The organism is Elusimicrobia bacterium HGW-Elusimicrobia-1 (assembly GCA_002841695.1).
Taxonomy (GTDB): domain Bacteria; phylum Elusimicrobiota; class Endomicrobiia; order PHAN01; family PHAN01; genus PHAN01.
The window spans coordinates 46,330-67,954 of the sequence record PHAN01000008.1; the positions used below are offsets into that span (position 1 = coordinate 46,330).

Annotated in this window: 20 protein-coding genes and 7 tRNA genes; 7 read left to right on the forward strand and 20 right to left on the reverse strand. The window is 52.8% G+C overall.

Features of this window, described 5'->3' with window-relative positions; all coding sequences use genetic code 11:
- Window positions 1-58: 58 nt before the first annotated feature.
- From CVU77_05830 to CVU77_05865, 8 genes are all read right to left on the reverse strand, one after another.
- On the reverse strand, window positions 59-1,399 hold the full coding sequence (locus tag CVU77_05830) for a cysteine--tRNA ligase (GenBank protein ID PKN01339.1): 1,341 nt from the start codon (window positions 1,397-1,399) through the stop codon (window positions 59-61).
- Between the two features lie 114 nt (window positions 1,400-1,513).
- Window positions 1,514-2,893 (reverse strand): hypothetical protein, encoded by a 1,380-nt coding sequence (locus tag CVU77_05835; protein ID PKN01318.1) that lies wholly within the window; start codon window positions 2,891-2,893, stop codon window positions 1,514-1,516.
- A complete protein-coding gene (locus CVU77_05840) occupies window positions 2,894-3,361 on the reverse strand; it encodes a 2-C-methyl-D-erythritol 2,4-cyclodiphosphate synthase (protein PKN01319.1) in 468 nt (155 codons plus the stop codon).
- Window positions 3,358-4,071: a 2-C-methyl-D-erythritol 4-phosphate cytidylyltransferase gene (gene ispD / locus CVU77_05845; GenBank protein ID PKN01320.1), complete on the reverse strand. Its 714-nt coding sequence runs from the start codon at window positions 4,069-4,071 to the stop codon at window positions 3,358-3,360. Before ispD ends, CVU77_05840 begins: the two co-directional genes overlap by 4 nt.
- 15 nt (window positions 4,072-4,086) lie before the next feature.
- Window positions 4,087-5,073, reverse strand: coding sequence for a PIN domain nuclease (locus tag CVU77_05850; protein PKN01321.1), 987 nt, complete (start codon window positions 5,071-5,073; stop codon window positions 4,087-4,089).
- Between the two features lie 125 nt (window positions 5,074-5,198).
- A complete protein-coding gene (aroE, locus tag CVU77_05855) occupies window positions 5,199-6,080 on the reverse strand; it encodes a shikimate dehydrogenase (protein PKN01322.1) in 882 nt (293 codons plus the stop codon).
- Window positions 6,077-6,589, reverse strand: a complete 513-nt coding sequence (locus CVU77_05860; protein ID PKN01323.1) for a hypothetical protein — start codon at window positions 6,587-6,589, stop codon at window positions 6,077-6,079. The genes aroE and CVU77_05860 overlap by 4 nt, the downstream gene beginning before the upstream one ends.
- 81 nt (window positions 6,590-6,670) lie before the next feature.
- Complete coding sequence (locus tag CVU77_05865; GenBank protein ID PKN01324.1) at window positions 6,671-7,780, reverse strand: hypothetical protein; 1,110 nt, start codon at window positions 7,778-7,780, stop codon at window positions 6,671-6,673.
- A gap of 225 nt (window positions 7,781-8,005) precedes the next feature.
- Between CVU77_05865 and CVU77_05870 the strand changes: the two genes are divergently transcribed.
- The 7 genes from CVU77_05870 to CVU77_05900 all read left to right on the forward strand — a co-directional run bounded on the left by CVU77_05870 (window position 8,006) and on the right by CVU77_05900 (window position 11,892).
- Window positions 8,006-8,536, forward strand: coding sequence for a hypothetical protein (locus CVU77_05870; GenBank protein ID PKN01325.1), 531 nt, complete (start codon window positions 8,006-8,008; stop codon window positions 8,534-8,536).
- A gap of 283 nt (window positions 8,537-8,819) precedes the next feature.
- Window positions 8,820-9,917 (forward strand): nitronate monooxygenase, encoded by a 1,098-nt coding sequence (locus CVU77_05875; GenBank protein PKN01326.1) that lies wholly within the window; start codon window positions 8,820-8,822, stop codon window positions 9,915-9,917.
- A gap of 62 nt (window positions 9,918-9,979) precedes the next feature.
- Window positions 9,980-10,052: transfer RNA gene (locus CVU77_05880), tRNA-Lys, on the forward strand.
- A 14-nt stretch (window positions 10,053-10,066) separates the two neighbouring features.
- A tRNA-Glu gene (locus CVU77_05885) sits at window positions 10,067-10,138 on the forward strand.
- Window positions 10,139-10,224: 86 nt separating this feature from the next.
- Window positions 10,225-10,298: transfer RNA gene (locus tag CVU77_05890), tRNA-Arg, on the forward strand.
- A 36-nt stretch (window positions 10,299-10,334) separates the two neighbouring features.
- Window positions 10,335-11,114 (forward strand): ABC transporter ATP-binding protein, encoded by a 780-nt coding sequence (locus tag CVU77_05895; GenBank protein PKN01327.1) that lies wholly within the window; start codon window positions 10,335-10,337, stop codon window positions 11,112-11,114.
- Window positions 11,101-11,892, forward strand: coding sequence for an ABC transporter permease (locus tag CVU77_05900; GenBank protein PKN01328.1), 792 nt, complete (start codon window positions 11,101-11,103; stop codon window positions 11,890-11,892). Before CVU77_05895 ends, CVU77_05900 begins: the two co-directional genes overlap by 14 nt.
- Window positions 11,893-11,993: 101 nt before the next feature.
- On the opposite strand, the gene CVU77_05905 is transcribed toward CVU77_05900, so the two are convergent.
- The 12 genes from CVU77_05905 to CVU77_05960 all read right to left on the reverse strand — a co-directional run bounded on the left by CVU77_05905 (window position 11,994) and on the right by CVU77_05960 (window position 21,432).
- Window positions 11,994-12,066 (reverse strand) — tRNA-Ala (locus CVU77_05905).
- Between the two features lie 96 nt (window positions 12,067-12,162).
- Entirely contained in the window at window positions 12,163-12,999 is an 837-nt protein-coding gene (locus CVU77_05910) for a hypothetical protein (protein PKN01329.1), read from the reverse strand.
- A gap of 42 nt (window positions 13,000-13,041) precedes the next feature.
- On the reverse strand, window positions 13,042-13,797 hold the full coding sequence (locus CVU77_05915) for a hypothetical protein (GenBank protein PKN01330.1): 756 nt from the start codon (window positions 13,795-13,797) through the stop codon (window positions 13,042-13,044).
- On the reverse strand, window positions 13,794-14,525 hold the full coding sequence (locus CVU77_05920; GenBank protein ID PKN01331.1) for an ABC transporter ATP-binding protein: 732 nt from the start codon (window positions 14,523-14,525) through the stop codon (window positions 13,794-13,796). The genes CVU77_05915 and CVU77_05920 overlap by 4 nt, the downstream gene beginning before the upstream one ends.
- Window position 14,526: 1 nt before the next feature.
- Window positions 14,527-16,107: a phosphoglycerate dehydrogenase gene (locus CVU77_05925; GenBank protein ID PKN01332.1), complete on the reverse strand. Its 1,581-nt coding sequence runs from the start codon at window positions 16,105-16,107 to the stop codon at window positions 14,527-14,529.
- Between the two features lie 26 nt (window positions 16,108-16,133).
- A complete protein-coding gene (locus CVU77_05930; GenBank protein PKN01333.1) occupies window positions 16,134-17,264 on the reverse strand; it encodes an aminotransferase in 1,131 nt (376 codons plus the stop codon).
- A 55-nt stretch (window positions 17,265-17,319) separates the two neighbouring features.
- Window positions 17,320-18,537 (reverse strand): hypothetical protein, encoded by a 1,218-nt coding sequence (locus CVU77_05935; GenBank protein ID PKN01334.1) that lies wholly within the window; start codon window positions 18,535-18,537, stop codon window positions 17,320-17,322.
- Window positions 18,488-18,559: transfer RNA gene (locus tag CVU77_05940), tRNA-Gly, on the reverse strand. Before CVU77_05940 ends, CVU77_05935 begins: the two co-directional genes overlap by 50 nt.
- A gap of 111 nt (window positions 18,560-18,670) precedes the next feature.
- Window positions 18,671-19,825 carry a DNA recombination protein RmuC gene (locus CVU77_05945; GenBank protein ID PKN01335.1) on the reverse strand — a complete coding sequence of 385 codons (1,155 nt, stop codon included), beginning with the start codon at window positions 19,823-19,825 and terminating at the stop codon, window positions 18,671-18,673.
- Between the two features lie 41 nt (window positions 19,826-19,866).
- Window positions 19,867-19,942 (reverse strand) — tRNA-Asp (locus tag CVU77_05950).
- An 87-nt stretch (window positions 19,943-20,029) separates the two neighbouring features.
- A tRNA-Val gene (locus CVU77_05955) sits at window positions 20,030-20,102 on the reverse strand.
- A gap of 82 nt (window positions 20,103-20,184) precedes the next feature.
- Window positions 20,185-21,432: a glutamate dehydrogenase gene (locus CVU77_05960; protein PKN01336.1), complete on the reverse strand. Its 1,248-nt coding sequence runs from the start codon at window positions 21,430-21,432 to the stop codon at window positions 20,185-20,187.
- Window positions 21,433-21,625 lie beyond the last annotated feature (193 nt).

Sequence of the window (21,625 nt, forward strand, 5' to 3'; positions counted from 1 at the left end):
CGCGAAGGCGGGGGCGGGAATGACAAGAGAAGGTTTTTCAACGGTCACATGATACAGCTTAAATCTTTTTAATCTTGGCTCCGGATTTTGTGTCTTCCACGGCATATCCCAGGGCCTTCAACTTTTCGCGGAAATCGTCGGAAAGCTTAAAGTTTTTCGCTTTGCGCGCGGCTTCCCGATCAGCGGCCAATTTCAGAACTTCCTGCGGAACTTTATCTCCGGCGACTGCCAAAGCAATGCCCAGAACACCGAGCATTTCAGCCAGCGCATCGACGGCGCCCGCAGTTCCCGCAAAAGCCATATCAACCGCGGAATGAACGCTTGCCAGAGCGGATGCGGTATTGAAATCGTCGGACATGGCGGCGTCGAATTTTTCGAGCAACTCCGTCCGCCTGTCGGCGCCCGACGGCGCGGCGTCTTCGACCCTGACATCCAAAGCGTTTTGAATTCTGCGGCAGGCCGCCGCCGACTGTTTCAGGCCTTCGTCGGAAAAATCAAGCGGAGAGCGGTAATGCTGCGAAAGCAGAAAATATCTTACAACCGCCGGATTATATTTTGCGAAGATATCGCCCAAAGCGAAAAAGTTGCCGAGCGATTTCGACATCTTCTGGTCGTTTATCGTGACAAATCCGTTGTGAACGAAGTAACGGGCGAAAGTTTTGCCGTCGTGCGCGGCCTCCGACTGCGCTATCTCGTTTTCGTGATGGGGGAAAATAAGGTCCTGTCCGCCGCCGTGTATGTCTATCGTGTCGCCCAGATATTTTTGCGCCATTGCCGAACATTCGATGTGCCAGCCCGGACGGCCTTCGCCCCACGGCGACGGCCACGCGGGTTCGAGCGCTTTCGATTTTTTCCATAAGGCGAAATCGAGCGGGTCGGCCTTTTTTTCGTCGGGGGAGACCCGCGCGCCGCTCATAAGCTCGTCGAGATTGCGCTTAGAAAGCTTGCCGTATCCGGCGAACTTTCTTACGGCGAAATAAACATCGCCGCCCGCCTCATAGGCAAAACCTTTTTCCGTAAGTTGCCGCACAAGCTCCACTATCTCCGGCAGCGTTTCGGTGACCTTGGGATAGACGTCCGCGTCAAGCACGGAAAGTTTTCTTATCTGCTCAAAATATTCGTCTATGTATTTTGACGCTATCTCAGCCGGCGAAACGCCCGCCGCGGCGGCGCGTTTTATTATTTTGTCGTCGACATCGGTAAAATTCTGTATATGCCTTACCGCGAAACCAGCGCGATTAAGAAACCTCTTTATGACATCGAAAGCCACATAGCATCGCGCGTGCCCCAAATGCGCCGAGTCGTAGGGCGTTATGCCGCAGACGTACATCCGCGCGGTTTTTCCGTCGAGAGGGGAGAATTCCTCTTTTTTTTGCGAAAGCGTGTTATATACTTTTATTTTCATATTTAATAGCGGGTTTTTGTAGCGGCGGGATTGCTATCCCGCAATTATGGCGAATGGCAATTCGCCCGCTACAAGTGACCGGGGTATACCCGGCGGCAGTGACATAAGTCAACGCCTGCCGTTTTGCGGCTTGGAGTAATACTCTATGCGCGAAATCTCGGCCTTTACTCTGTCTCTGTCGAGATGATGAGGATCTAATTCCAGTACCTTCCGGAAATGTTCCAGCGCCCTTTTCTCGTCGAAAATCCGGTAAGCGCAGGCCAGCGCCAGCCGGTAATGAAACTCGGCGTTGGCGGGGAATATCGCGGCGCCGCGGGTCAACTGCTCGACAGCGGCCTCGTCCCAGCCGCCCGCCGACAATCTCGACGCTTCCGCGAATATATTCTCCGATAATTCGTAATCCCGCCTGTTGCCCAGATGAGCTTTCTGATACCACTGGAAGAATCCGGCGAAAAATACGACAAAGGCCGCAAGCGCGGCAAGATACAGCGCCGCTCCCCTGCCTTTGACCGCGGAATCGCCCGCTGACACCGCGGGATTATCGTCGGCGGCTGAAATACTTTTTCGCAGCGTCTCCGGAGTCAGCGACCATAACCCAAGCGGTATGAATACCGGAAGTATCGGAAGCCACAACCTCGGCTCTATCATTATTGTCATCGTAAAATGGATTATGGCGAAAAACGGGATTACCAGAGCTGCCCGCCTCATAAAAAGCGGTTTCGACCGGAAATCTCTGAAAGCATAAAAAACAAACGGCCCGAAAAATATCAGCGCGTAAATATAAGTCCTGAGGTCGGACAGATTTGAACCAAGATAAAATAAATCCGAATAGTAGGCCTTGATGGCGAAAGTCCTTCTGAGCAGCGCGTAAATCCCAATACCGAGAGCTCCCGCGACCGCCGTCTCGACGATGACCGCGGTATTTTTCCTCCGGCCCCAGCGCGCGAAAAGCCATATCGGCACAAGCAAAATGGCCGTCTCGCGGTTGAACATGGCGACCCCAAGAACCGCAAGAAAAGCGGCGTACCTTCCGCTTGCCGCCGCGTACATTCCGACGACAAAGAAAAATAAATTCGGAATATCCATCGGCTGGAAGTAATATCTTATATAGGTAAACGGCAACAGAGCGAAAAGCCACAACACGCCTATGACGGCCGCCTCGCGCGCGAACCACTTAGTAAGGAACGTAAAGAAAAACCAGCCCGCCAGCATTGTAAAAACAAACCGTATCGCCGTAAACGCTGTCTGAAAATCCAAGCCGGAACGCATCAGACCTTCCGCCGCGTAATGCACGAAAACTCTGTACTGTATGGGCGCGGGAGCCGACGCGGATATTACCTGCTCGTGAAGCGCTTTCTGCACACCTCTTACTCTTGAATCTACAAACCAGTCGTGGACTACGACCTGCGCGGCGCTCATCGCGGCAATCAGAATGAAAACCGCGGTCTTTGAAAACGTCGGGGATTTAGAGGGAAAATTGGAGGGCATCTATTTAAGAAGGCAGACGGCGAAAGCCGCCATTCCTTTTTTACTGCCTACCGCGCCGAGACGTTCGTTGGTTGTGGCCTTCACGGAAACTTCCGACGACTTGATGCCGGCGGCGCGCGCGATGTTGGATACCATCGCCGGAGCGAAAGGGGAAATTTTCGGCGCCTCGGCGACTATCACGGAATCCAGATTGACAATTTTATATCCGCGTTTCCTTATTTTTGCGGCTACTTTTTTAAGAAGCCCGACGGACGACGCGCCTCTGTACGCCGGATCGGTGTTCGGAAAAAGCATCCCTATATCGCCGAGACCCGAGGCGCCCAGCAGGGCATCCATAATCGCGTGTACCAGAACGTCGGCGTCCGAATGTCCGTCGAGACCTTTCGGATGTTTGATCCTTACGCCGCCCAGAACCAGCGCGCGGCCTTTCTTAAAACGATGTATGTCGTAACCCATCCCGATTTTCATCTTTTGACCTTTTTGCGGGCCAATAATATGGCTTCGGCGGCGGCCATATCGCGCCGCGTAGTTATCTTGAAATTCTCCGCGGAACCCGCGACTAATGCCGGCTGTATCCCGATGTTTTCCACGAGATACGAATCGTCGGTAGCCGAGGCGTCGGGCCTCTCGTAAGCCCTCATTATTATTTCCTTGCCAAAAACCTGCGGCGTCTGCGCCATAAATACGCTTGAGCGCGGGACGGTTCTTGAAACCAGCCGCCCGCCGTCGCTCGATATTTTTACCGTGTCGGTGGCCGGCATCGCGGCCAGAGCCGCGCCCTGTTTTGCGGCGGCGCGGATAGTGTCGGCTATGATTTTTTGCGTCACCAGCGGCCGGGCGCCGTCGTGCACCAAAACCATCGAGGATGTGTCTGAAACGGCATTCAGGGCATTTGCCACGGAGTCAAAACGTTGGCTTCCTCCGGCCACAAACTTTACGCTCAAGCCGCGTTTGACGGCGCGACCGCCCGATGCAGCATACGCCTTGCGGACTTTTTCGGTCATACCGGCAGGAACTGCCACAATTATCTGGCTCACCCCGCGCGCTGAAAAAAGCGCATCGAGCGACCATTCGTAGACAGGTTTGCCGCAGAGCGGCGCAAACTGCTTCAGAGAGCCGAACCTGCGGCCTCTTCCGGCCGCCACTATTATGGCCGATATTTTATTTTTGCGGGTCATCGCGTTATTTACGGTTTATTTTTCGCCTTCGACGGATTTTACGAATATCATCCTGCCCGACGACGTCTGCAGAAGCGACACTACCACGCAGTCGATTCTCTTTCCCAAAAGACGTCTGCCGTCTTCCACCACGACCATCGTTCCATCGTCGAGAAAGCCGACGCCCTGCTCGCGTTCCTTGCCTTCTTTGGCCACGTAAATCTGCATTTTTTCGCCCGGAAGGTGCACGGGTTTAAGGGCGTTTGAAAGGTCGTTGATGTTCAGCACGACTATTCCCTGAAGCGCCGCGATTTTATTGAGGTTGAAATCCGTCGTTATTATGCGCGACTCAAGTTCTTTTGCCAGTTGTATGAGTTTAAGATCCACCTCGCGGATTTGTGGTATGTCTTTATCGATTATTTTTACGGCAATCAGAGATTCTTTCTGTATCTGCGCTATGATGTTGAGTCCCCGTCTTGCCCTCGTGCGCTTGGCGGAATCGGACGAATCGGCAAGGCCTTGCAGCTCCTCAAGTATGAACTTGGGAACGCCCAGCACCCCGTTGAGAAAATTCGTGGCGATGACGTCGGCGATTCTTCCGTCTATAATCGACGAAGTGTCAACCAGATAAATCTGGGCTCCGCTCTTTTTTGTTCTTTTGAGTATGTCTCTGTCGAGCAGATCCAATTCGTTTTTCTTCATTACTGCCAGGGTCACGCCGAGATACGCAAACGCGAACTTTATAAGCAGGGAGTAATCGCGCATAATTTCGTAGAGTTTCTGATTCTCGATGAGAAAAACCGTGTAATCCAGAAGTTTCGCGCCGATCAATCCCAGTATCGCACCCACAATCGCGGCGATAAGCGTATCAAGAGCTATTTTTTCCACCAGATACTCTATGACGATAACGACAGCGGCTATGGCAAATCCTATGGCCGCTCCTTTTATGCTGCGGGAAACCTGCAGATAACCTATTAACCCGCCGCCCGCAACGGCCAGTAATCTTAAAGTCCAGATAAGCAAAATGTCCTCCTGTTGAATCAGTGATTAGTGAATAGTGGTTAGTGGTTAGTGGCTGGTAAAAACTTTTATATGGCTACCGATAGATAGCAAAAACAAACTAACCACTAACCACTAACCACTTTCTTTTATGCTTTGTTTTCAAGGGCTTTTTTCATCGCTTCCAGCGGCGCAGGGCGTCCCGTCCATATTTCAAAAGCGAGCGCGCCCTGATGAAGCAGCATACCCAATCCGCCGGCGTGCCTGAGTCCCATCAACGAGGCCGACTTCAAAAGCTCCGTTTTACGGTTATACACAAGATCATAAACGAATGCGTCTTTCGCTCCGGCCGATACAATCGACAAATCATCCATCGACATAATAGCGGGGTCGCCTTCTTTCATTCCGACGGGGGACGCGTTTACTATCAAACCGGCTCCGACGGCCCGTCGCGCCGAATCGACAACCTTCGCGCCGAACTTCGCGGCCAGCCGCGACGCTCTGTCGGCAGCCGTGTCGCAAACGGCTATTTCCGACGCTCCCCGCGATTTAAGCGCGGCGACAACCGCCTGCGCGGCGCCGCCGGCGCCCATTACCAGGACTTTTTTTCCGTCCGGCGAAAAACCTTCGGCGTCGAGCGCCTTCAAAAAACCGCCGGCGTCGGTATTATATCCGAGCAGAAGGCCGTCCGCGCCCGCCGCTATGGTATTGACCGCGCCTATCCGGCGCGCGAATGCGTCGAGGTCGTCGAGGTATTGTATAACCGCTTCCTTGTGGGGAACGGTAATGTTGACTCCGGCCAGTCGGTGCTTCTTTATGGCCGCAATCGCCTCGCCCAACTCCGACGGCTCCACTTCAAACGCGGCATAGTGCCACTCCGCCATCCCCGCGGCTTCAAACGCCGCATTCTGCATCGACGGCGACAGCGTATGCCCCACCGGCTTGCCGAAAATACCGACCAGACGGCTTTTGCCGCGCCGTCGGGCGCTATCCAGGGCGGACTCGATGGCGGTTTCCGCGCAGGTTGTCATTTTTTATTTTTGTCGCCGAGTGTCTCAATTTTTCGGCGGGCGGTTCTATTGTCGGGATATCTGGCCGCGGCGCGGGCGAAAGCGTGCAGGGCGCGCTCCTTCTCGCCGAGCATCTCATAAACGCATCCAAGATGCACCATCGCCCATTCTTCGTAAGGTTTTACCGCCAAAACACGCAAGGTTTTTCTGAGCGACTCGCGGTAGTCGCCGGAATAATAATCCCTGACGGCGCCGAAGCCCGCCTCATTAAAAGAATCTCTCTGAGCGCTCGCGGATTTACCGCCGCCGGCCTGACGTGTTTGCTGCGGCGGCATCCCCATATACAACGCGATGAACGACAGAGATATCAGCAGAATCGCTATTTTTTTGTGATAAAGAACGACCCTCTTGTCGTTTGCCAAAAATTCCCGCATCAGGGCGTTCATGGACAGAACAAGGGCCGGATTGTAAAGAAACGCGACGCCCAGAGCAAAAAGCGCCGCGCCTATGACTATTTTAACGGCGTCCATAAGGGTGCTATTTTATCAAAATGAGAGAGGTTTTCAAAGGAGGGGCGCGTCACAAAACTGCTTAAATTGCGGGAAAATACGCTATCCGCGACGGTCAAAAACCAAAACCGTACCGCCAAGACGGCCGGAGCCGTCGTCTATGGCGGTGATATTTACGCGGGCAGAGGCGCTTTCGAGCGAACCGTCGATTACGGAACCTATCGACGAGCCGGATTTTTTCAGAAGTTCAAGCAAAACAGCGTCTTTTACGACTTCCACCACATGGCGGCCGCGCATTATTACGGGTTCGTCGGCCGTAATGCCAAGAATATCGCAGGCGACTTTATTTACGTACACGATATTGTCCGAAGAGTCCAAAACCACAAGACCGGATTTCACGCCCGATGCCACCTCGTAAACGAAATTATTTATAAGACATTCGGTCGTGGAACGCGCGCTGTTTTCCGCGGCGGCGCCCTTGGAAACTTTATCGAGTATGGAGTTCACGGCAACGGCGACTTCGCCGATTTCATCACGGTCGCTCACGGTAATACGTTCCGCCGAACTGCCCAGAAGAACGCTTTCAAGATTTTTATGAATTTTTTTCAACCTGGCGACAATAGTGAAATGCAGCGTCAGATAGAAAAAAACCACTCCGGCGAAAATAAGTCCGGCAAGAATATACAAGGCGCCGGTACGGGCCGAAGCGGCGTCGGCGTCAATTTTCTGCGAAGACACTCCCGTCACAAGAAAAGCCGGCGGATCGACTTCCAGCGGCACGGCGTAATCGTAACCCGATGGATCGGACCGTCTGAAAAAAAGAGGAGAAGTCATCGACGGGAGCGAATTAACCAGCCGGTCATCGGGAAATTTCTGCGCCCAAAGCTCTATCTTATTGTCGGCTAAGATGGCGCCGTCGGACGACAGCACGCTCGCCCTCGAGAAATCGGGAGACGAACTCATCTCCTGCAAATAGTTCAGAAGCGAAACGTCGTCATGCGCCCTCACCGCCTGCGAAACGCGAGTGATCATTATGTCCGTTATATTCTTGGTTTTATCGCGAAGCGCGCGGTGCAGGTGGGAATAAACCGCGGGCAGATGCACAAAAAAGAAAACAGCGGACAATACGGCTGCCAGAAAAACGGCTGAAGCGGCAAGAGGCAGCATTACAATGGATTTTTTTTTAGGTGACATCGTCGCAATATCATTCATAATGGCCTCGCGGGTTTTGAATTCCTATTAGGTTTTGTTATACTTGACCCGTCGCCGGTTCACTCAGCGGCAAAGCAAAACGCCGGCGGGAATCCGACGAACATTTTGACGGGAGGTGAGAATATCATGGACATCGTTACAATTCTTTGCCTGGTAGCGGCAGTCGTAATCGTGGCGGTTCTGGTTTCCCGTAAAAAAAAGAAACCCGAATAAACAAAACCAAAGATGCCGCCGACATCCTTCAACGCCGCCGATATACTGTTTCTGACGTTTCTTTGCGTATCAGCGGCGAGTGATTTATTCTATCAAAAAATATACAACAAGTCAATCGTTATTTTTCTTGCCGGCGGCGTTTTTGTCGTCGTAGCCGGCATATCCGAAACAACGATTCAGAGCGCTTCATTAGGCCTGCTTCTGGGTTTTTTCGCGCTGCTGCCTTTTTACTTTGTCGGCGCGATGGGCCCCGGCGATGTTAAATTTTTAGCGGTCGCGGGGTGGTATTTCGGGCCGTCAAATTTGTTATACGGTTCGCTGTACGGAGCGGCGCTCGGAGGTTTGGGAGCCGTAGTTATACTGTCCCGGCGCGGCGCGTTAAAAACAACGATGATGCGCGCGTTTGAAATAATGAAGTCATTTTTAGTTACCGGCGGCAACATCCCGCCGCCACCGGCAGATTCCATAAAACTGCCATACGCTTTTTTTCTGGCGGGCGGTCTTGCGGCAAGGGTCGCGGAAATAAAGTTCCTGATTCCGTAAAACTATATGCTTCGGCTTGTTCTTGGCATGTCCGTGGGCGCTGCGTGGGGATTAGTTTTTTGGTTTTTCGGACGTTGCGACGACGGCGTTTGCTTATTTACATCCGCATGGCAGACAACCGTTACGGGCGGCGCGGCCGTGGGCGCCATTTGGGCCGTTTGGAAAGATAAAAATTGACAAAAAAGTAAGCCGCCGATTTTGAGCGGACGCGATTTTTTTTATATAATGACCCAAGTTGTGCCGCGTCTTATATCGGTATTTATGACGAGGAACCCATAAAAATATGTCACCCAAAACAAAACTGCCGGATCTGGTAATAGGCGATCTACACATAAATCCCCCGATAGTGCAGGGCGGGATGGGCGTAAGGATTTCTCTCAACGGCCTTGCCTCGGCGGTAGCCGAAGCGGGCGGGGTGGGTACCATAGCATGCGCTCTAATAGGCGGTATCAAATCCCATATGTCGTCCGACGATCACACAGCGGCCGATACTGACGAATTGGCTTTTCAAATACGGGAGTCAAGAAAAAAAACAAAAGGGGTCATAGCCGTCAACATAATGATGGCCCTTACCAACTACGACGCCCTTTACAAGACGGCCGTCCGTGAAGGCGTCGACATAATTTTTTCGGGAGCAGGATTACCGCTGCGTCTGCCCGAGTACGTAAAAGGTTCAAAAACAAAAATAGCTCCGATAGTATCTTCGGGCAGAGCGACCGAGCTGATAGCAAAAACCTGGCTGCGCAAATATAACTACACGCCCGACGCGATTGTTTTAGAAGGCCCGCTTGCCGGCGGACATCTGGGTTATACTTTTGAGGAATTGGAAGATAAGGCGAAAATGCCAAAGTGGGAGGAAATCCTTCCCGACGTCGTGGCCGTGGCGAATAAATACGTGGCAGCCAACGGACGCAAGATTCCCGTTATTGTCGGAGGCGGAATTTTCGACGGCAAAGACATAGCCAAAGCGCTCAGGTTGGGCGCGGCGGGTGTCCAGATTGCCACCAGATTCGCCGCAACCGTGGAATGCGACGCGCACGAAAACTTCAAGAAAGCCATAGTAGCTTGCAAAGAAGAAGATATAACGATAATAAAGAGCCCGGTCGGAATGCCGGGCAGGGCGCTTTCAAACTCGTTTCTTGAAAAAGCCAAAAGCGGCCAGATAAAATTCGATTGCAGTTTCCAGTGTCTGCATACCTGTGACCCGCTCAGGTCTCCTTATTGTATAGCAACGGCTCTTATAGCCGCCGCAGAAGGCCGCCTGGACGACGGGTTTGTTTTCGTGGGACAAAATGCGGGCAGGGTTAAAAGCATTATGCCCGTTCGGGAACTTATCAACGAGTTAGTCGCCGAGACCGAACAGGAACTGGGTTTGAAATAAATTTTTCAGGAACGCCGCGCACGGTCTTTGCGACGCGCGCTGTTTTTTTACGACACATTCACGGGCCTATAGCTCAGTTGGTAGAGCACCTGACTTTTAATCAGGGTGTCGAAGGTTCGAATCCTTCTAGGCTCATTTTTTTTGGATATGCCCCCATCGTCTAGGAGTTAGGACACGGCCCTTTCAAGGCCGCGGCAGGGGTGCGAATCCCCTTGGGGGCATTTTTAGGACATATCCTCCGACCTTCCGACAACCGTTAACGGGCGGTTTCACCGCCTTAGAGTGTTTTCCTTCAACATCCGAATATGCCCCCATAGCTCAACTGGATAGAGTGAACGGCTTCGAACCGTTAGGTTGCAGGTTCAAGTCCTGCTGGGGGCGCGTTCAGGCCGTTGCGGGAAGGCGCAGAGTTATCCCATGTCAGAAAATATAATAGAACTCAAAAGCATCAAAAAAACTTATTCGTCGGGATTGTTCCGTCCGGTAAAAACCGCCGCCGTATGCGGTGTCGACCTGTCGGTGAAAAGAGGCGAGATATTCGGACTCCTCGGCCCGAACGGCGCGGGAAAAACCACGATACTAAACATAATAATAGGGTTGCTGGCGGCCGACGCGGGCTCCGTAGGAATAATGGGGGAGGACTCCACGCGGGGAATGTCCGACCGTATACGCAATAAAATGAATATGTGCTCGGGCAATCCAAATTTTCCCTGGTGCATGACCGTCACGGAAATCCTGTTTTTTTATGGATTACTCTATGGTCTGGGCGCAAGACGTTCCCGCGAGGCCGCACAAAAATGGATAAAGTCGTTCGAGCTCGAAAAACATGCCTGCACAAGATTCGATGAACTATCGACAGGGACAAAACAGCGTCTTGCCATGGCCAAATCCCTTCTCAATGATCCGGACATACTGCTTCTCGACGAACCGACAATCGGGCTCGACCCCGACATAGCCCGCAAAATAAGGACACTTATAAAGAAAATACACGCCGAAACATCCATAACTATAATACTGACTACCCATTATATGAAAGAGGCCGAGGAACTCGCCGGAAGAATCGCTTTTATAAAAAACGGCTCCGTCACCGCCCTCGGAACTTCGGAAGAATTACGCGGAATAACAAAGCAGGAAGATCTCGAAGGCGCGTTTCTTGAACTCGCCGCCGACGATAAACTTTATTATGAACGCCATTAAGCGCGAAATAGAAAAGACACTGGCCTTCACTTACAGAAATTACATATTTCTGAAGCGGAATATCTTCACTTTTTTTGAAATTCTTTTCTGGCCGATGATGGGGCTTTTTTCGATAGGACTTATGGGTAGTTTTCTGGGGCTGGGGGAAAATATGCTCTCGTTCCTGCTTACGGGAACGATACTTTCCGGAGTGGTGCAGGTAACGCAACTCGACGTGTCGTACGGAGTTCTATACGAGATTTGGTCTAAAAGTGTCAAGCAAATATTCGTTGCTCCCGTAAGGCACTACAATTATATTCTGGGTTCCTGGCTGGTGGGCATAGCAAGAGGCGCTCTGGTGTTCGCGTTTATGAGTTTTCTTGCCGGTAAAATCTTCGGATTCGTCCAGCCGCCGCTAAAAATAATGCTGATTTCATTAGCCGGCATATTTCTGATGGCTCTTCTGATCGGAATGACGGTCAGTTTGTCGGTGCTGGTTTTTGGCCAGCGCATAGACATAATAGCGTGGTCACTGACGGTAATGCTAATGCTGGTATGCGGCATTTATTACCCCGTCAGTTTTCTGCCGGCGCCCGTGGCCGCCATCGCCAAACTCATTCCGCTGACGTACTTTCTTGAATATTTCCGCGTTCCCTACGGATTTCACTCGTCGCTCGGTTCGCCGCTTCTCAAAGGTTTCGGACTTCTTGCCGCCTACCTGGTAATCCTCTACGGTTTCATCGTCATGGCGTATCGAAGATCCCGCCGCTCCGGCGCGATTCTTCGTTTATCGGAATAAATCCTCGACGGTAATATCGAACGATTCCGCGAATATTTCTGTCTACAAATGAAAAACCGCCATTCCTGTTACAATGGCGGTCTATGCCCTAAAACGAGAAATGGAGCTGAGGGGAGTTGAACCCCTGACCTCCCCGTTGCGAACGGGGCGCTCTACCAACTGAGCTACAGCCCCACGACTACGGGAATGTAGCGGCTTTTTTCGCTACAGCCCCGAAAATTCGTTGTATCTTGCTCGGAGATGATACAAAAAATCAGGATTTTTTCAAAATTACCGTGAATTCGGAGAACCCAAAGCCGACGAAAACCGGTCAATTTTTTCAAGACCCTTTTCGAGGTACATAGGGTCTTTGGTTTCCACGATATCAAGCCAGACACGCAGGGCATCGGCCGTACGGCCGCGCTTTTCGTAGTTGTTGGCCACTATTACCCGGACCATGTTCGGAGCGTTCCTGTCACGAATCGCCTGTTCAAGAAGCGCGAGCATCTCATCGTCCTTCAAATTCTGCTTGTACATAATAGCCGAAACATACAAGTGAAACTGCCAATAATCGGGATTATGGCTGATACCCTCGCGAAAAATCGCCAGCGCCTCGTCGACTCGCTCATAATTCCACGCCAGCGCTCCGCCGGCGAAAAGATAGGCATACTTGAAATGCGGATCCAGCCGGACAACGCGAAGCGCCATATTGTAAACGTCGGGATGTCTCTTACGTTTATCGTCTGAGGAAGACATCTTCGTCGACGAGGGTTCGCGGCGGGCGCTGAGTGTTCTCTTGAGCGCGGCCGCCTTTTGCGAATCCAGAAAATCAAGTCCAAACAACAACTTGCTCGAGGCGTATTCCAGCAGGAATCTCTCCTGAGGTTTTAGTTTTTCGTATTCCTCGTCGGTGCCGACGTATTGCAGCAACTGTATCCATGCGATGTCCGAGGCGAATCTTCTGGCTCCCGCCGCGACTCCGGCGGCGTCGAGGGAGGAGAAACTAGACATAGGCGCGGGACGAGACAGGTACGGCGCGGCGAAAGTTCCCATTGCCGACGACAGAGCGCCGGCCGCGATGAATGCGGCGATTATCGCCGACGACGAAAGAAAAATGTGTGTTTTCATCTTGTCGAACGGGAAGAGGAAACCGCGTGTCCGCCAAACGACTCAAAATTCTTTCTTTCTGAAAACCAGCCAGGCGGCGCCCACAGCCGCGAATGAATACATCAGTGTATACGACATTACCGCAACCAAATGACCTGCGGTAACGACTCCGGTGTCCATAGGGGAGAATTTATCCAAACGTGGAACGATAAACCGCGACGCCCACGCAAGAGCTTTAACGACGGGCGACGATGCCAGAGAACTCAGAAATGCCATCTCTTCGGTGAAATGTCCCAATACCCACAGGAAAAGCGTGAAACCCATAGAGGCGGCCCGTGAAGTCGTAAGCATGGCAAGAAGCATCGCAAGAGCAAGAACCACCGCCATCTTCATTGCGCTTAAGAGCGTAAGAAGCGCGTCGGCCGGTTCGGGCAGGCCGCCCGCAAGAAGTACCACGGCGGTATTAAAAACCTCCATAAGCGCCAGCAGAGCCGCCACCGACAAAAGAAAACCCATGTATCTTCCCGCAAGATAGACCCATCGGGGAACCGGACGGGCGGCTATCATATAGACGGATTTATTCTCCATCTCATCGTAAATAAAATTCGTTCCGACGAGCACGGCGGAAAACAATGCGATATATTCCGCGGCGAAATGTCCCATGTCCCTGAGCACCCGTATTTTTTGCTCGCCGCCTATCGCCGATAAAATTCCGGACCCCGCCAAAACTACAAAACCGAAAAGCCCCAGCGCGTAAAACATCTTCTGGCGGGCATTGTCGACAACGGTATAGCGAACAAGCGCCAAAAGTTTTTTCATGATACCGCCCCCACAAAAATATTCTCCAGTTCGCCGGGGCGCGAAAATTCCGCCGCCGAAGCGATTTTTATGAGACGGCCCGACTTTATGATACCCACGCGATCGCAAAGTTTTTCGACCTCCGAAGTTATGTGCGAAGAAAGTATTATCGTCTTGCCGGATTTTTTCAGAGATTCCAGAAGTCCCCGCATTTCTCGTATACCCAGCGGATCCAGCCCCGATGTCGGCTCGTCGTAAATGAGTATGCCGGGATTATGTATCAGCGACTGCGCCATACTCAGACGCTGCTGCATTCCCTTGGATAGTTTGCCGACTTTGCGCGACGCAAAATCTCCCAGACCCACCATCGACAGAGTTTCTTTTATTCCGGTTTCGCCGACCTTCACGCCGGAAAGGGCCGAGAGAAATTGCAATGTTTCGCGTACGGTCAGATTTTTATGAAAGTACGATATTTCAGGAAGATATCCTATGTCGCGGAGTACCGAAGAGTCCGATGGCGAAACGCCCGATACCAGCACCCGCCCCTCGTCGGGACGAAGGAGCCCCATAATGAGCTTGAAGGCAGTTGTTTTTCCGGCGCCGTTTAGTCCGAGCAACCCGAACGTCTCGCCGCCTGCGACGGAAAAACTCAGATTTTCCACACCCTGCGAAATACGGGGTCTGAAAAGATACCTGACGGAAGCGTCGCGGTAACGTTTGGTGACGGAGTCGAAAACTACGGCGTCCATTTTAGAATTCCACGTAGCGGACTTGCTTTACGCCCTCTATGGATGATATCGCCCCGAGTATATCGCGCGCGGGGCAGGCGTCGATATTCACAAAAGTGAGCGCCTCGCCGCCGGCTTCCCTGCGCGCCACATCCATTCCGGCGATATTTATGCCGCGCTCGCCCAGAAGCGTTCCTATCCTGCCGATGATTCCGGGCCGGTCGATGTTTGTAAGAAAAAGCATACAGCCGGACGGCGCAACGTCGACGGCCAGGCCGTTGACGCGCACGATTTTGGCGATATGGTCGGCGAAGACCGTGCCGCCGACGGATATCTCCTGACCGGAAGCCGACTGCGCCCTGAACGTAACGAGCGCATGATAGCCGCCCGCCGAACGGGGAGAACTTTCCAGAATCTCTATGCCGCGCGACCGCGCGACGGCCATCGCGTTAACGTAACTGACCGGTTCGTCCATCGACGGGGACAAAAATCCTTTAAGATATGCCAGCGTTATGAAATACTGCGACCTGTCCGGCAGCGAGCCCGCGCATTCCGTAAAAATCTTTCGCGCGGAGCCGTCGCCCGTCTGAAAAACGAAACGGCCGATGTTCTCGGCCAAATCCAGATACGGCTTCATCGAGCCGAAAGATTCCGCGTCGAGTGCCGGCAGGTTCAGAGCGTTTCTTATGGCTCCTTTTTCGAAAAAATCCGCCACGCATTCGGCTATCTCGCGGGCTATCTTGACCTGCGCTTCCTGAGTCGAAGCGCCCAAGTGCGGGGTGACGACGTCGGCGGCGTCGATAAGCGTAAAATCTTCGGGCGGCTCTTTGGCAAAAACGTCCACGGCCGCGCGCACCCGCCCCGACAAAACCGCCTCGGCCAGGTCTTTCTCGTTGACTATGGGGCCGCGGGCGGCGTTTATGATGCAGGCGCCTTTCTTCATTCCCGCGATAGAATCCTTGTTTATCAGATTTTTCGTCGAATCATTAAGCGGCAGATGAAGAGAAACTATGTCGGACACTTTCAGCACATCGTCCAGCGATGCGGCGGATTCCGCCTCCATCGACTTGGCGAAATCTCCGGCTACGAAAGGGTCGTAAACCAGTATTTTCATTCCGAAACTTTTGGCGCGCGCGGCGACTTCGCGGGCGATGCGGCCGAAACCGACCAGCCCCAGCGTCTTTCCGGGAAGTTCCGCGCCGATGAATTTTTCGCGTTCCCACTTGTGGGATTTAAGAGACGCGTGCGCGGCGGGAATGTTACGCGCGAGGGCCAGCATAAGAGCCATAGTGTGCTCGGCCGCGGCTATGGTGTTTCCGCCGGGCACGTTCATCACGGCGACGCCTTTTTCCGTCGCGGCGGCCATATCCACGTTGTCTACGCCGGTTCCGGCGCGAGCGACAAGTTTAAGTTTTTTTGCGGCGGAGAGCACGTCGCGGGTCACTTTGACCTCGGAGCGTATGAGCAGTCCGTCGGCGTCGGCGATGAGTTTTTTGAACTCCTGCGCGTCGGGCTTGGGATGCACGGCCACGTTGAAATTTTTATTCGAGAGCAACGCTTCAAGTCCTTCGCTGCTCTTGTAGGTCATCAGTATTTTAAACATAATTTATGCGCTCCGTCGGGGGGAAGTCATTTTAATTTTTCCTCGACGGCGGCCACGCCTGCGCCGGCGGCGAATTTATATCCGAGTTTCGAGAGGGTCATTTCCAGAGCCGCAAATCCCACGAGCAAATCCGGGCGGGTGATGTATCCCATATGGGCGAGGCGGAAAATTTTGCCTTTGAGACGCTCCTGCCCGCCCGCTATAGAAACCCCGTAATCCAAACGCATCGTTTTGACTATAAGCCCGCCGTCCAAGCCGTCGGGGACTTTCGCGCTGGTAACTACCCGGCACGGATTTGAGGCAAAAAGCTCCATTCCCAGCGCCTTCACGCCGGCGCGGGCGGCCTCGGCCATCAACAAATATTCCGACCACATTTTTTCAAGCGTGACCGCCTTCATCATATCAAGCGCCTTGGCGAGACCGACGAAAAGTCCGACGGCGGGCGTAAAAGGCGTTTCCTTGCCGGCGGCGGATTTTTTCATTCTGTTAATATCCCAGTAAAACTTGGGGAGGCGGGACTTTTCGGCGAGACGCCACGCTTTCGCCGACAGGGAAATAAACGAAAGTCCCGGCGGAAGCATAAGACCCTTTTGCGACGAGGAAACGACGACGTCGAGTTTCCAGTCGTCCTTGAGCATCGGCTCGCCGCCCAGTCCCGATATCGCGTCGACCACAAGAACAGCGTCGGTGGCGGCCGTGATTTTTCCTATTTTTTCAAGATCATTGACGGCTCCCGTCGACGTTTCCGTGTGTGTTACGAAAACCGCCTTCGCGTCGGGATTTTTTTTGAGCCATTCTTCCACGACCGCGGGATCGACAGCGCGGCCCCATTCCACGCAGATGACTTCCGGAGCAAGTCCGAAGGCCTGCATTATCTTGGCCCATCTGTCGCCGAAAACTCCGGCAGAGACCACGAGCGCCTTGTCCCCGGGCGAAAGAATGTTGACCACGGCGGCTTCCATAGCGCCGGTTCCGGATGCCGCGTAAACATAAACGTCGTCGGCGGTTTGAAAAACGTATTTTAGTCCCTCCGACACTTTTGTGAAAATGTCGCCGAACTCCGACGTCCTGTGATGCAACACCGGCAAAGAAAGTTCCGCCAGAACTTCCGGCGGGACGGGCGTCGGCCCGGGGGTCAGCAGATAGTGCTTTTTCATTGTTGTTGTCCTTTCGATTCGGATTGTGAGAAAATTTGGGAATCTCCGGCGGGACTTACATTATCCACCATTTCTGGGTTTGCAATTCAAGCAGAAGTTTAGGGTCGAGCTTGAGTTTCGTCTCGTCCACCGCCTCCCTTATGGCCACAATGCTGACTTCCTCAAGGTCTATCAAACGATCCTCGGCCGATTTTTTGCCGGACGGATCTATGACAACTTTGACCTTCGGGCGCGTCGGCATATTCTCGTTGGTAGACACTACCTTGGCGACCTCGGAGTTGGAAAGCCGCACGTAACTGCCCACAGGATAAAGCGACATAACCGTGATGAACGCCTTCATAACTTCGTTGTCAAAACTTTTTTCGGCCTCGTTGATTATCGTTTTTATGGCTTCGTGCGGTATCACGTGATTCTTGTAGCAGCGCGGATGCGTCATCGCCTCGTAAGCGTCGGCAGCCGCGATAATCCTCGCGTACTCGGAAATCTTCTCGTTTTTGAGACCCTTGGGATATCCGCTGCCGTCGGCGCGTTCGTGAATTTCAAGTATAACGGAGCCGACAAGTTTTTTAACGGCCGCATCGGCGTCGAGAAACCCGTCGACAAAGTTCTGACCCGACGCGGGATGTTCTTTTATCTTTTGAAGTTCGGCCGGCGGCAACTTGGCTTTGGATACGACCTGATCGAGAATCCGCGCCATGCCGATATCGTGCATAAATGCCGCAAGAGCGAGGACGCGGATATCATCGTCGGAAAAACCCATGCGCGCGGCGATTATGGATGATATCGCGCAAACGTTAACGCTGTGAGAATGGATATAGTGGTCGGCGGTGGTGCGCGGAATGCACAGCAACATTCCCGACGGATCCGCCGCGACGGAAACGGCAATGTCTTCGACAATGGCGGGGGGCGGAATTTTTTTCGACGATACGGCGGCGGCGAACATATCGCGCGAGGCCGTCACCGCGCGCGCAAAAACATCGGAGGCCTCGGCGCGAGGCGATGCGGATGCTTTAAAGACCGGCGGACGGGCAACATCCTTCGAGGGTACGACAACCGGAACCGGCGACGGAACGGCGGCGGCCGGGCGGCGTGGAACTTCGGCCAACGGCGGAACCGCGGAAGGGGGGGCTGCGCTCTTTTTTTTAAGAATATCGGTAAGCCGCATTTTTTTATGTTTTACAAGCGGGCAGCTTGCTCCCGCGCATTCCGACTGATTGATGAAAAGCGGGCGACCGGAGTCGAACCGGCGACGTTCAGCTTGGGAAGCTGACATTCTACCACTGAATTACGCCCGCGCGCAAACCGCCCGGCCTTGTATGGGCCGCGCGCGTTTCCATGACGGAGAATTATACCAATATGCGCGCGATTAACACAAGCGCGCGGCGCACGAAAAATACAATGAAAAATTATTTTGAGTTTTCGCGGATGTCGTCCGAAAGTTCCGGAGGGAGGGATTTTGCGGCGTCGGCGCCGAGCGACTTTATTCTTTCTATGCGTCCTATTATGGTGTCGCCCTTGCGCGCGGATGTCTTAAGCTTGTTCATCGCGGCTTCCAGGGCAACGCCGGCCGAGTCGATTTTTTTGGCCGCGTCAGCGAGGTCGTCCACAAAACCGACGAACTTGTCGTAGAGTTGGCCGCTTTCCCTGGCTATCTCGAATACGTTTTTGCGCTGGTTTTCCTGCTTCCAGATAAAACCTATCGTCCTGAGAGCGTGCAGCATCGTCGATGTCGAAACCAGCGCCACGTTTTTTTCCAACGCCTTCGTAAGAAGCGACGGATCTTTTTTGAGCGCGGAGTAAAGAGCCGATTCAAGCGGCACGAACATCAAAACGTAGTCGGGCGAGGACACGCCGTAGATCCTGTCGTAACTTTTCGCGCTCAGGTCTTTGATGTGGCCCAGAATGCTCTCGACGTGTTTTTTAAGATACATTTCCTTTGACGTCTCGTCGGAAGCGTTAAAATACGATTCGTAATCCTTCAGAGATACCTTGGAATCTATTATCAATACTTTGTCGTCGGGCAGCCGCACGATATAGTCGGGCCTTAGGAGATTGCCGTCGGCGTCGCGTATGGTTTCCTGTCTGGAATAATGAATATTTTTTTCGAGGCCGGCGCGTTCGAGTATAAGTTCAAGCTGCATTTCGCCCCAATCGCCCTGCAGTTTGGAATCGCCTTTTATGGCTCCGGCAAGATTTTCGGCGCCTTCGCTGAGGCGGCGGTTCAGCTCGGTAAGATTTTTTATCTCGGTTTTGAGCGATACCTTATCGCGGAGCTCCGCGTCGTAAGCGTCGGATACTTGTTTCTGAAATTCCGATATTTTGGTTTTAAGCGGTTCGATTATGGCGCTGATCTTGCGCTCGTTTTCTTCCGTCAATTTTTTGGTTTTATCTTCGAGGATTCCGGCGGCGAGGACGCTAAACTCGTTGCGCGCGGACTCGCGTTCCCGTTCGGCATTGCCCGCAAAAGAATCGTTTCTGGCTTTTTCGATTTTAAGACGGGCAAAAAGAAAGCCCGACGCCAGAGCCAAAGCGGCCAGAATTATAATCAGCGCGGTTTCCATAGATTTTTTATCAACAACGGGAAGGGGAGAAAGAAAAAAAACGGGGACGACGGGATTTGAACCCGCGATCTCGGCCTTGACAGGGCCGCATGTTAAACCAAGCTACACCACGTCCCCAAATAACTTTTAAAAGAACTGAAATCTTATCACTGCCTTTTGCTTCTACCGTCCACTAACTACTATTCACTGTCCACTTTCTTAATATGGGCGATGTAGGGGTCGAACCTACGACCTCCCCGGTGTAAGCGGGGCGCTCTGACCACTGAGCTAATCGCCCTCAAAAGATGGCGAATGGCAATTCGCCCGCTACAATCAATGGCTGTAGCGGCGGCATTGCTATGCCGCCAACGCTATTACCGTCACACCCAGCCGCGAAGTTTCATCGCTTCGGCGACGCGGGCGACGCTCACAAGATAAGCCGCAAGACGCGGATGCACTTTTTTGGACTTGTACATATCGTACATCTCGCCGAACGCCTTGGTCATCTTGCGGTCGAGTTTTTCGTAAACCTCTTCTATCGTCCAGTAAAAACCGTAAAGATTCTGTACCCACTCGAAGTAAGAAACAGTCACGCCGCCGGCATTGCACAGAAAATCAGGAATCACGAAAACGCCGTTCTTATGAAGTATATGGTCGGCTTCCAGATTCGTCGGCCCGTTGGCCAGTTCGCAGACGATTTTCGCCTTTATTTTGCCGGCGTTGTCTTTATTTATCACATTTTCAAGCGCGGCCGGTATGATTATGTCGACATCGAGTTCGAGCAGCCGCTCGTTGGTAATGCGCTCGCCGACCTGATAACTCGAAACGGTTTTTTTCGACTTTTTATGTTCCACAAGTACGGCGTAATCAAGTCCCGCTTTGGAATAAACTCCGCCCTGAGAATCCGAAACCGCCACTACCTTGGAGCCGAACAATTCCGTTACGAGACGGTGCGCGTGCTGTCCGGCGTTGCCGTAACCCATCACGGCTACGGTCGCTTTGTCGAGTTTTATACCCAGACGATTGGCGGCCTCGCGCAGGGTGAACATTCCGCCTCTGGCCGTCGCGTCGCCTCTTCCCAGTGAGCCGCCCAGAGCCAGCGGTTTTCCGGTTATGACTCCGGGGGAATTGTATTGTTTTATTTTGGAGAATTCGTCCATCATCCACGCCATTATTTGGGGCGTAGTGTAAACGTCGGGCGCGGGGATGTCTTTTTCAGGTCCGATTATCTGCGCGACCGCTCTTATATAACCTCTGGCCAGCCGCTCTATTTCGCCGGCCGACATTTCTTTGGGATTGCAAATCACTCCGCCCTTGCCGCCGCCGTAAGGAAGATCGACTATGGCGCATTTCCACGTCATCCACGCCGAAAGCGCGCGAACGGTGTCTATGGTTTCCTCGGGATGAAATCTTATTCCGCCCTTTGTCGGGCCTTTGGCATCGTTATACTGGACTCGGAACCCCTGAAAGACCCTGGTCGTCCCGTTGTCCATTTTTACGGGTATGCTGACTGAGAGTTCCCTCATCGGGACGCGAAGCATCGCGTGCGTCGCATCGTCAAGACCCAACAGTTTTGCCGCTTCCGCCAACTGCGCCTGCGCCAACTCGAACGGATTTTTGGACGACATCATTGCCCTCCAATGTGATTTTCTTAAGACGAAAAATAATGCCGCGTAATGTTACCAAATTATTGGAATGTTGTCAAATGACCGTAAAAAGAGGGTGAATAGTAAGTTAGTGAGTAGTGAATAGAAAATAGTAAAGACAAAAACGGCGACGAATGGAAGGCGCGGCGTCGGACAATGGTAAATTCCCCCTTAA

Excerpts from the sequence above, each read along its gene's own strand:
- CVU77_05835 (PKN01318.1), bottom strand. The coding sequence starts at position 2,893 with ATGCCCTCCAATTTTCCCTCTAAATCCCCGACGTTTTCAAAGACCGCG.
- CVU77_05840 (PKN01319.1), bottom strand. The coding sequence starts at position 3,361 with ATGAAAATCGGGATGGGTTACGACATACATCGTTTTAAGAAAGGCCGC.
- ispD (PKN01320.1), bottom strand. The coding sequence starts at position 4,071 with ATGACCCGCAAAAATAAAATATCGGCCATAATAGTGGCGGCCGGAAGA.
- aroE (PKN01322.1), bottom strand. The coding sequence starts at position 6,080 with ATGACAACCTGCGCGGAAACCGCCATCGAGTCCGCCCTGGATAGCGCC.
- CVU77_05860 (PKN01323.1), bottom strand. The coding sequence starts at position 6,589 with ATGGACGCCGTTAAAATAGTCATAGGCGCGGCGCTTTTTGCTCTGGGC.
- CVU77_05865 (PKN01324.1), bottom strand. The coding sequence starts at position 7,780 with ATGAATGATATTGCGACGATGTCACCTAAAAAAAAATCCATTGTAATG.
- CVU77_05870 (PKN01325.1), top strand. The coding sequence starts at position 8,006 with ATGCCGCCGACATCCTTCAACGCCGCCGATATACTGTTTCTGACGTTT.
- CVU77_05875 (PKN01326.1), top strand. The coding sequence starts at position 8,820 with ATGTCACCCAAAACAAAACTGCCGGATCTGGTAATAGGCGATCTACAC.
- CVU77_05895 (PKN01327.1), top strand. The coding sequence starts at position 10,335 with ATGTCAGAAAATATAATAGAACTCAAAAGCATCAAAAAAACTTATTCG.
- CVU77_05900 (PKN01328.1), top strand. The coding sequence starts at position 11,101 with ATGAACGCCATTAAGCGCGAAATAGAAAAGACACTGGCCTTCACTTAC.
- CVU77_05910 (PKN01329.1), bottom strand. The coding sequence starts at position 12,999 with ATGAAAACACACATTTTTCTTTCGTCGTCGGCGATAATCGCCGCATTC.
- CVU77_05915 (PKN01330.1), bottom strand. The coding sequence starts at position 13,797 with ATGAAAAAACTTTTGGCGCTTGTTCGCTATACCGTTGTCGACAATGCC.
- CVU77_05920 (PKN01331.1), bottom strand. The coding sequence starts at position 14,525 with ATGGACGCCGTAGTTTTCGACTCCGTCACCAAACGTTACCGCGACGCT.
- CVU77_05925 (PKN01332.1), bottom strand. The coding sequence starts at position 16,107 with ATGTTTAAAATACTGATGACCTACAAGAGCAGCGAAGGACTTGAAGCG.
- CVU77_05930 (PKN01333.1), bottom strand. The coding sequence starts at position 17,264 with ATGAAAAAGCACTATCTGCTGACCCCCGGGCCGACGCCCGTCCCGCCG.
- CVU77_05935 (PKN01334.1), bottom strand. The coding sequence starts at position 18,537 with ATGTCAGCTTCCCAAGCTGAACGTCGCCGGTTCGACTCCGGTCGCCCG.
- CVU77_05945 (PKN01335.1), bottom strand. The coding sequence starts at position 19,825 with ATGGAAACCGCGCTGATTATAATTCTGGCCGCTTTGGCTCTGGCGTCG.
- CVU77_05960 (PKN01336.1), bottom strand. The coding sequence starts at position 21,432 with ATGTCGTCCAAAAATCCGTTCGAGTTGGCGCAGGCGCAGTTGGCGGAA.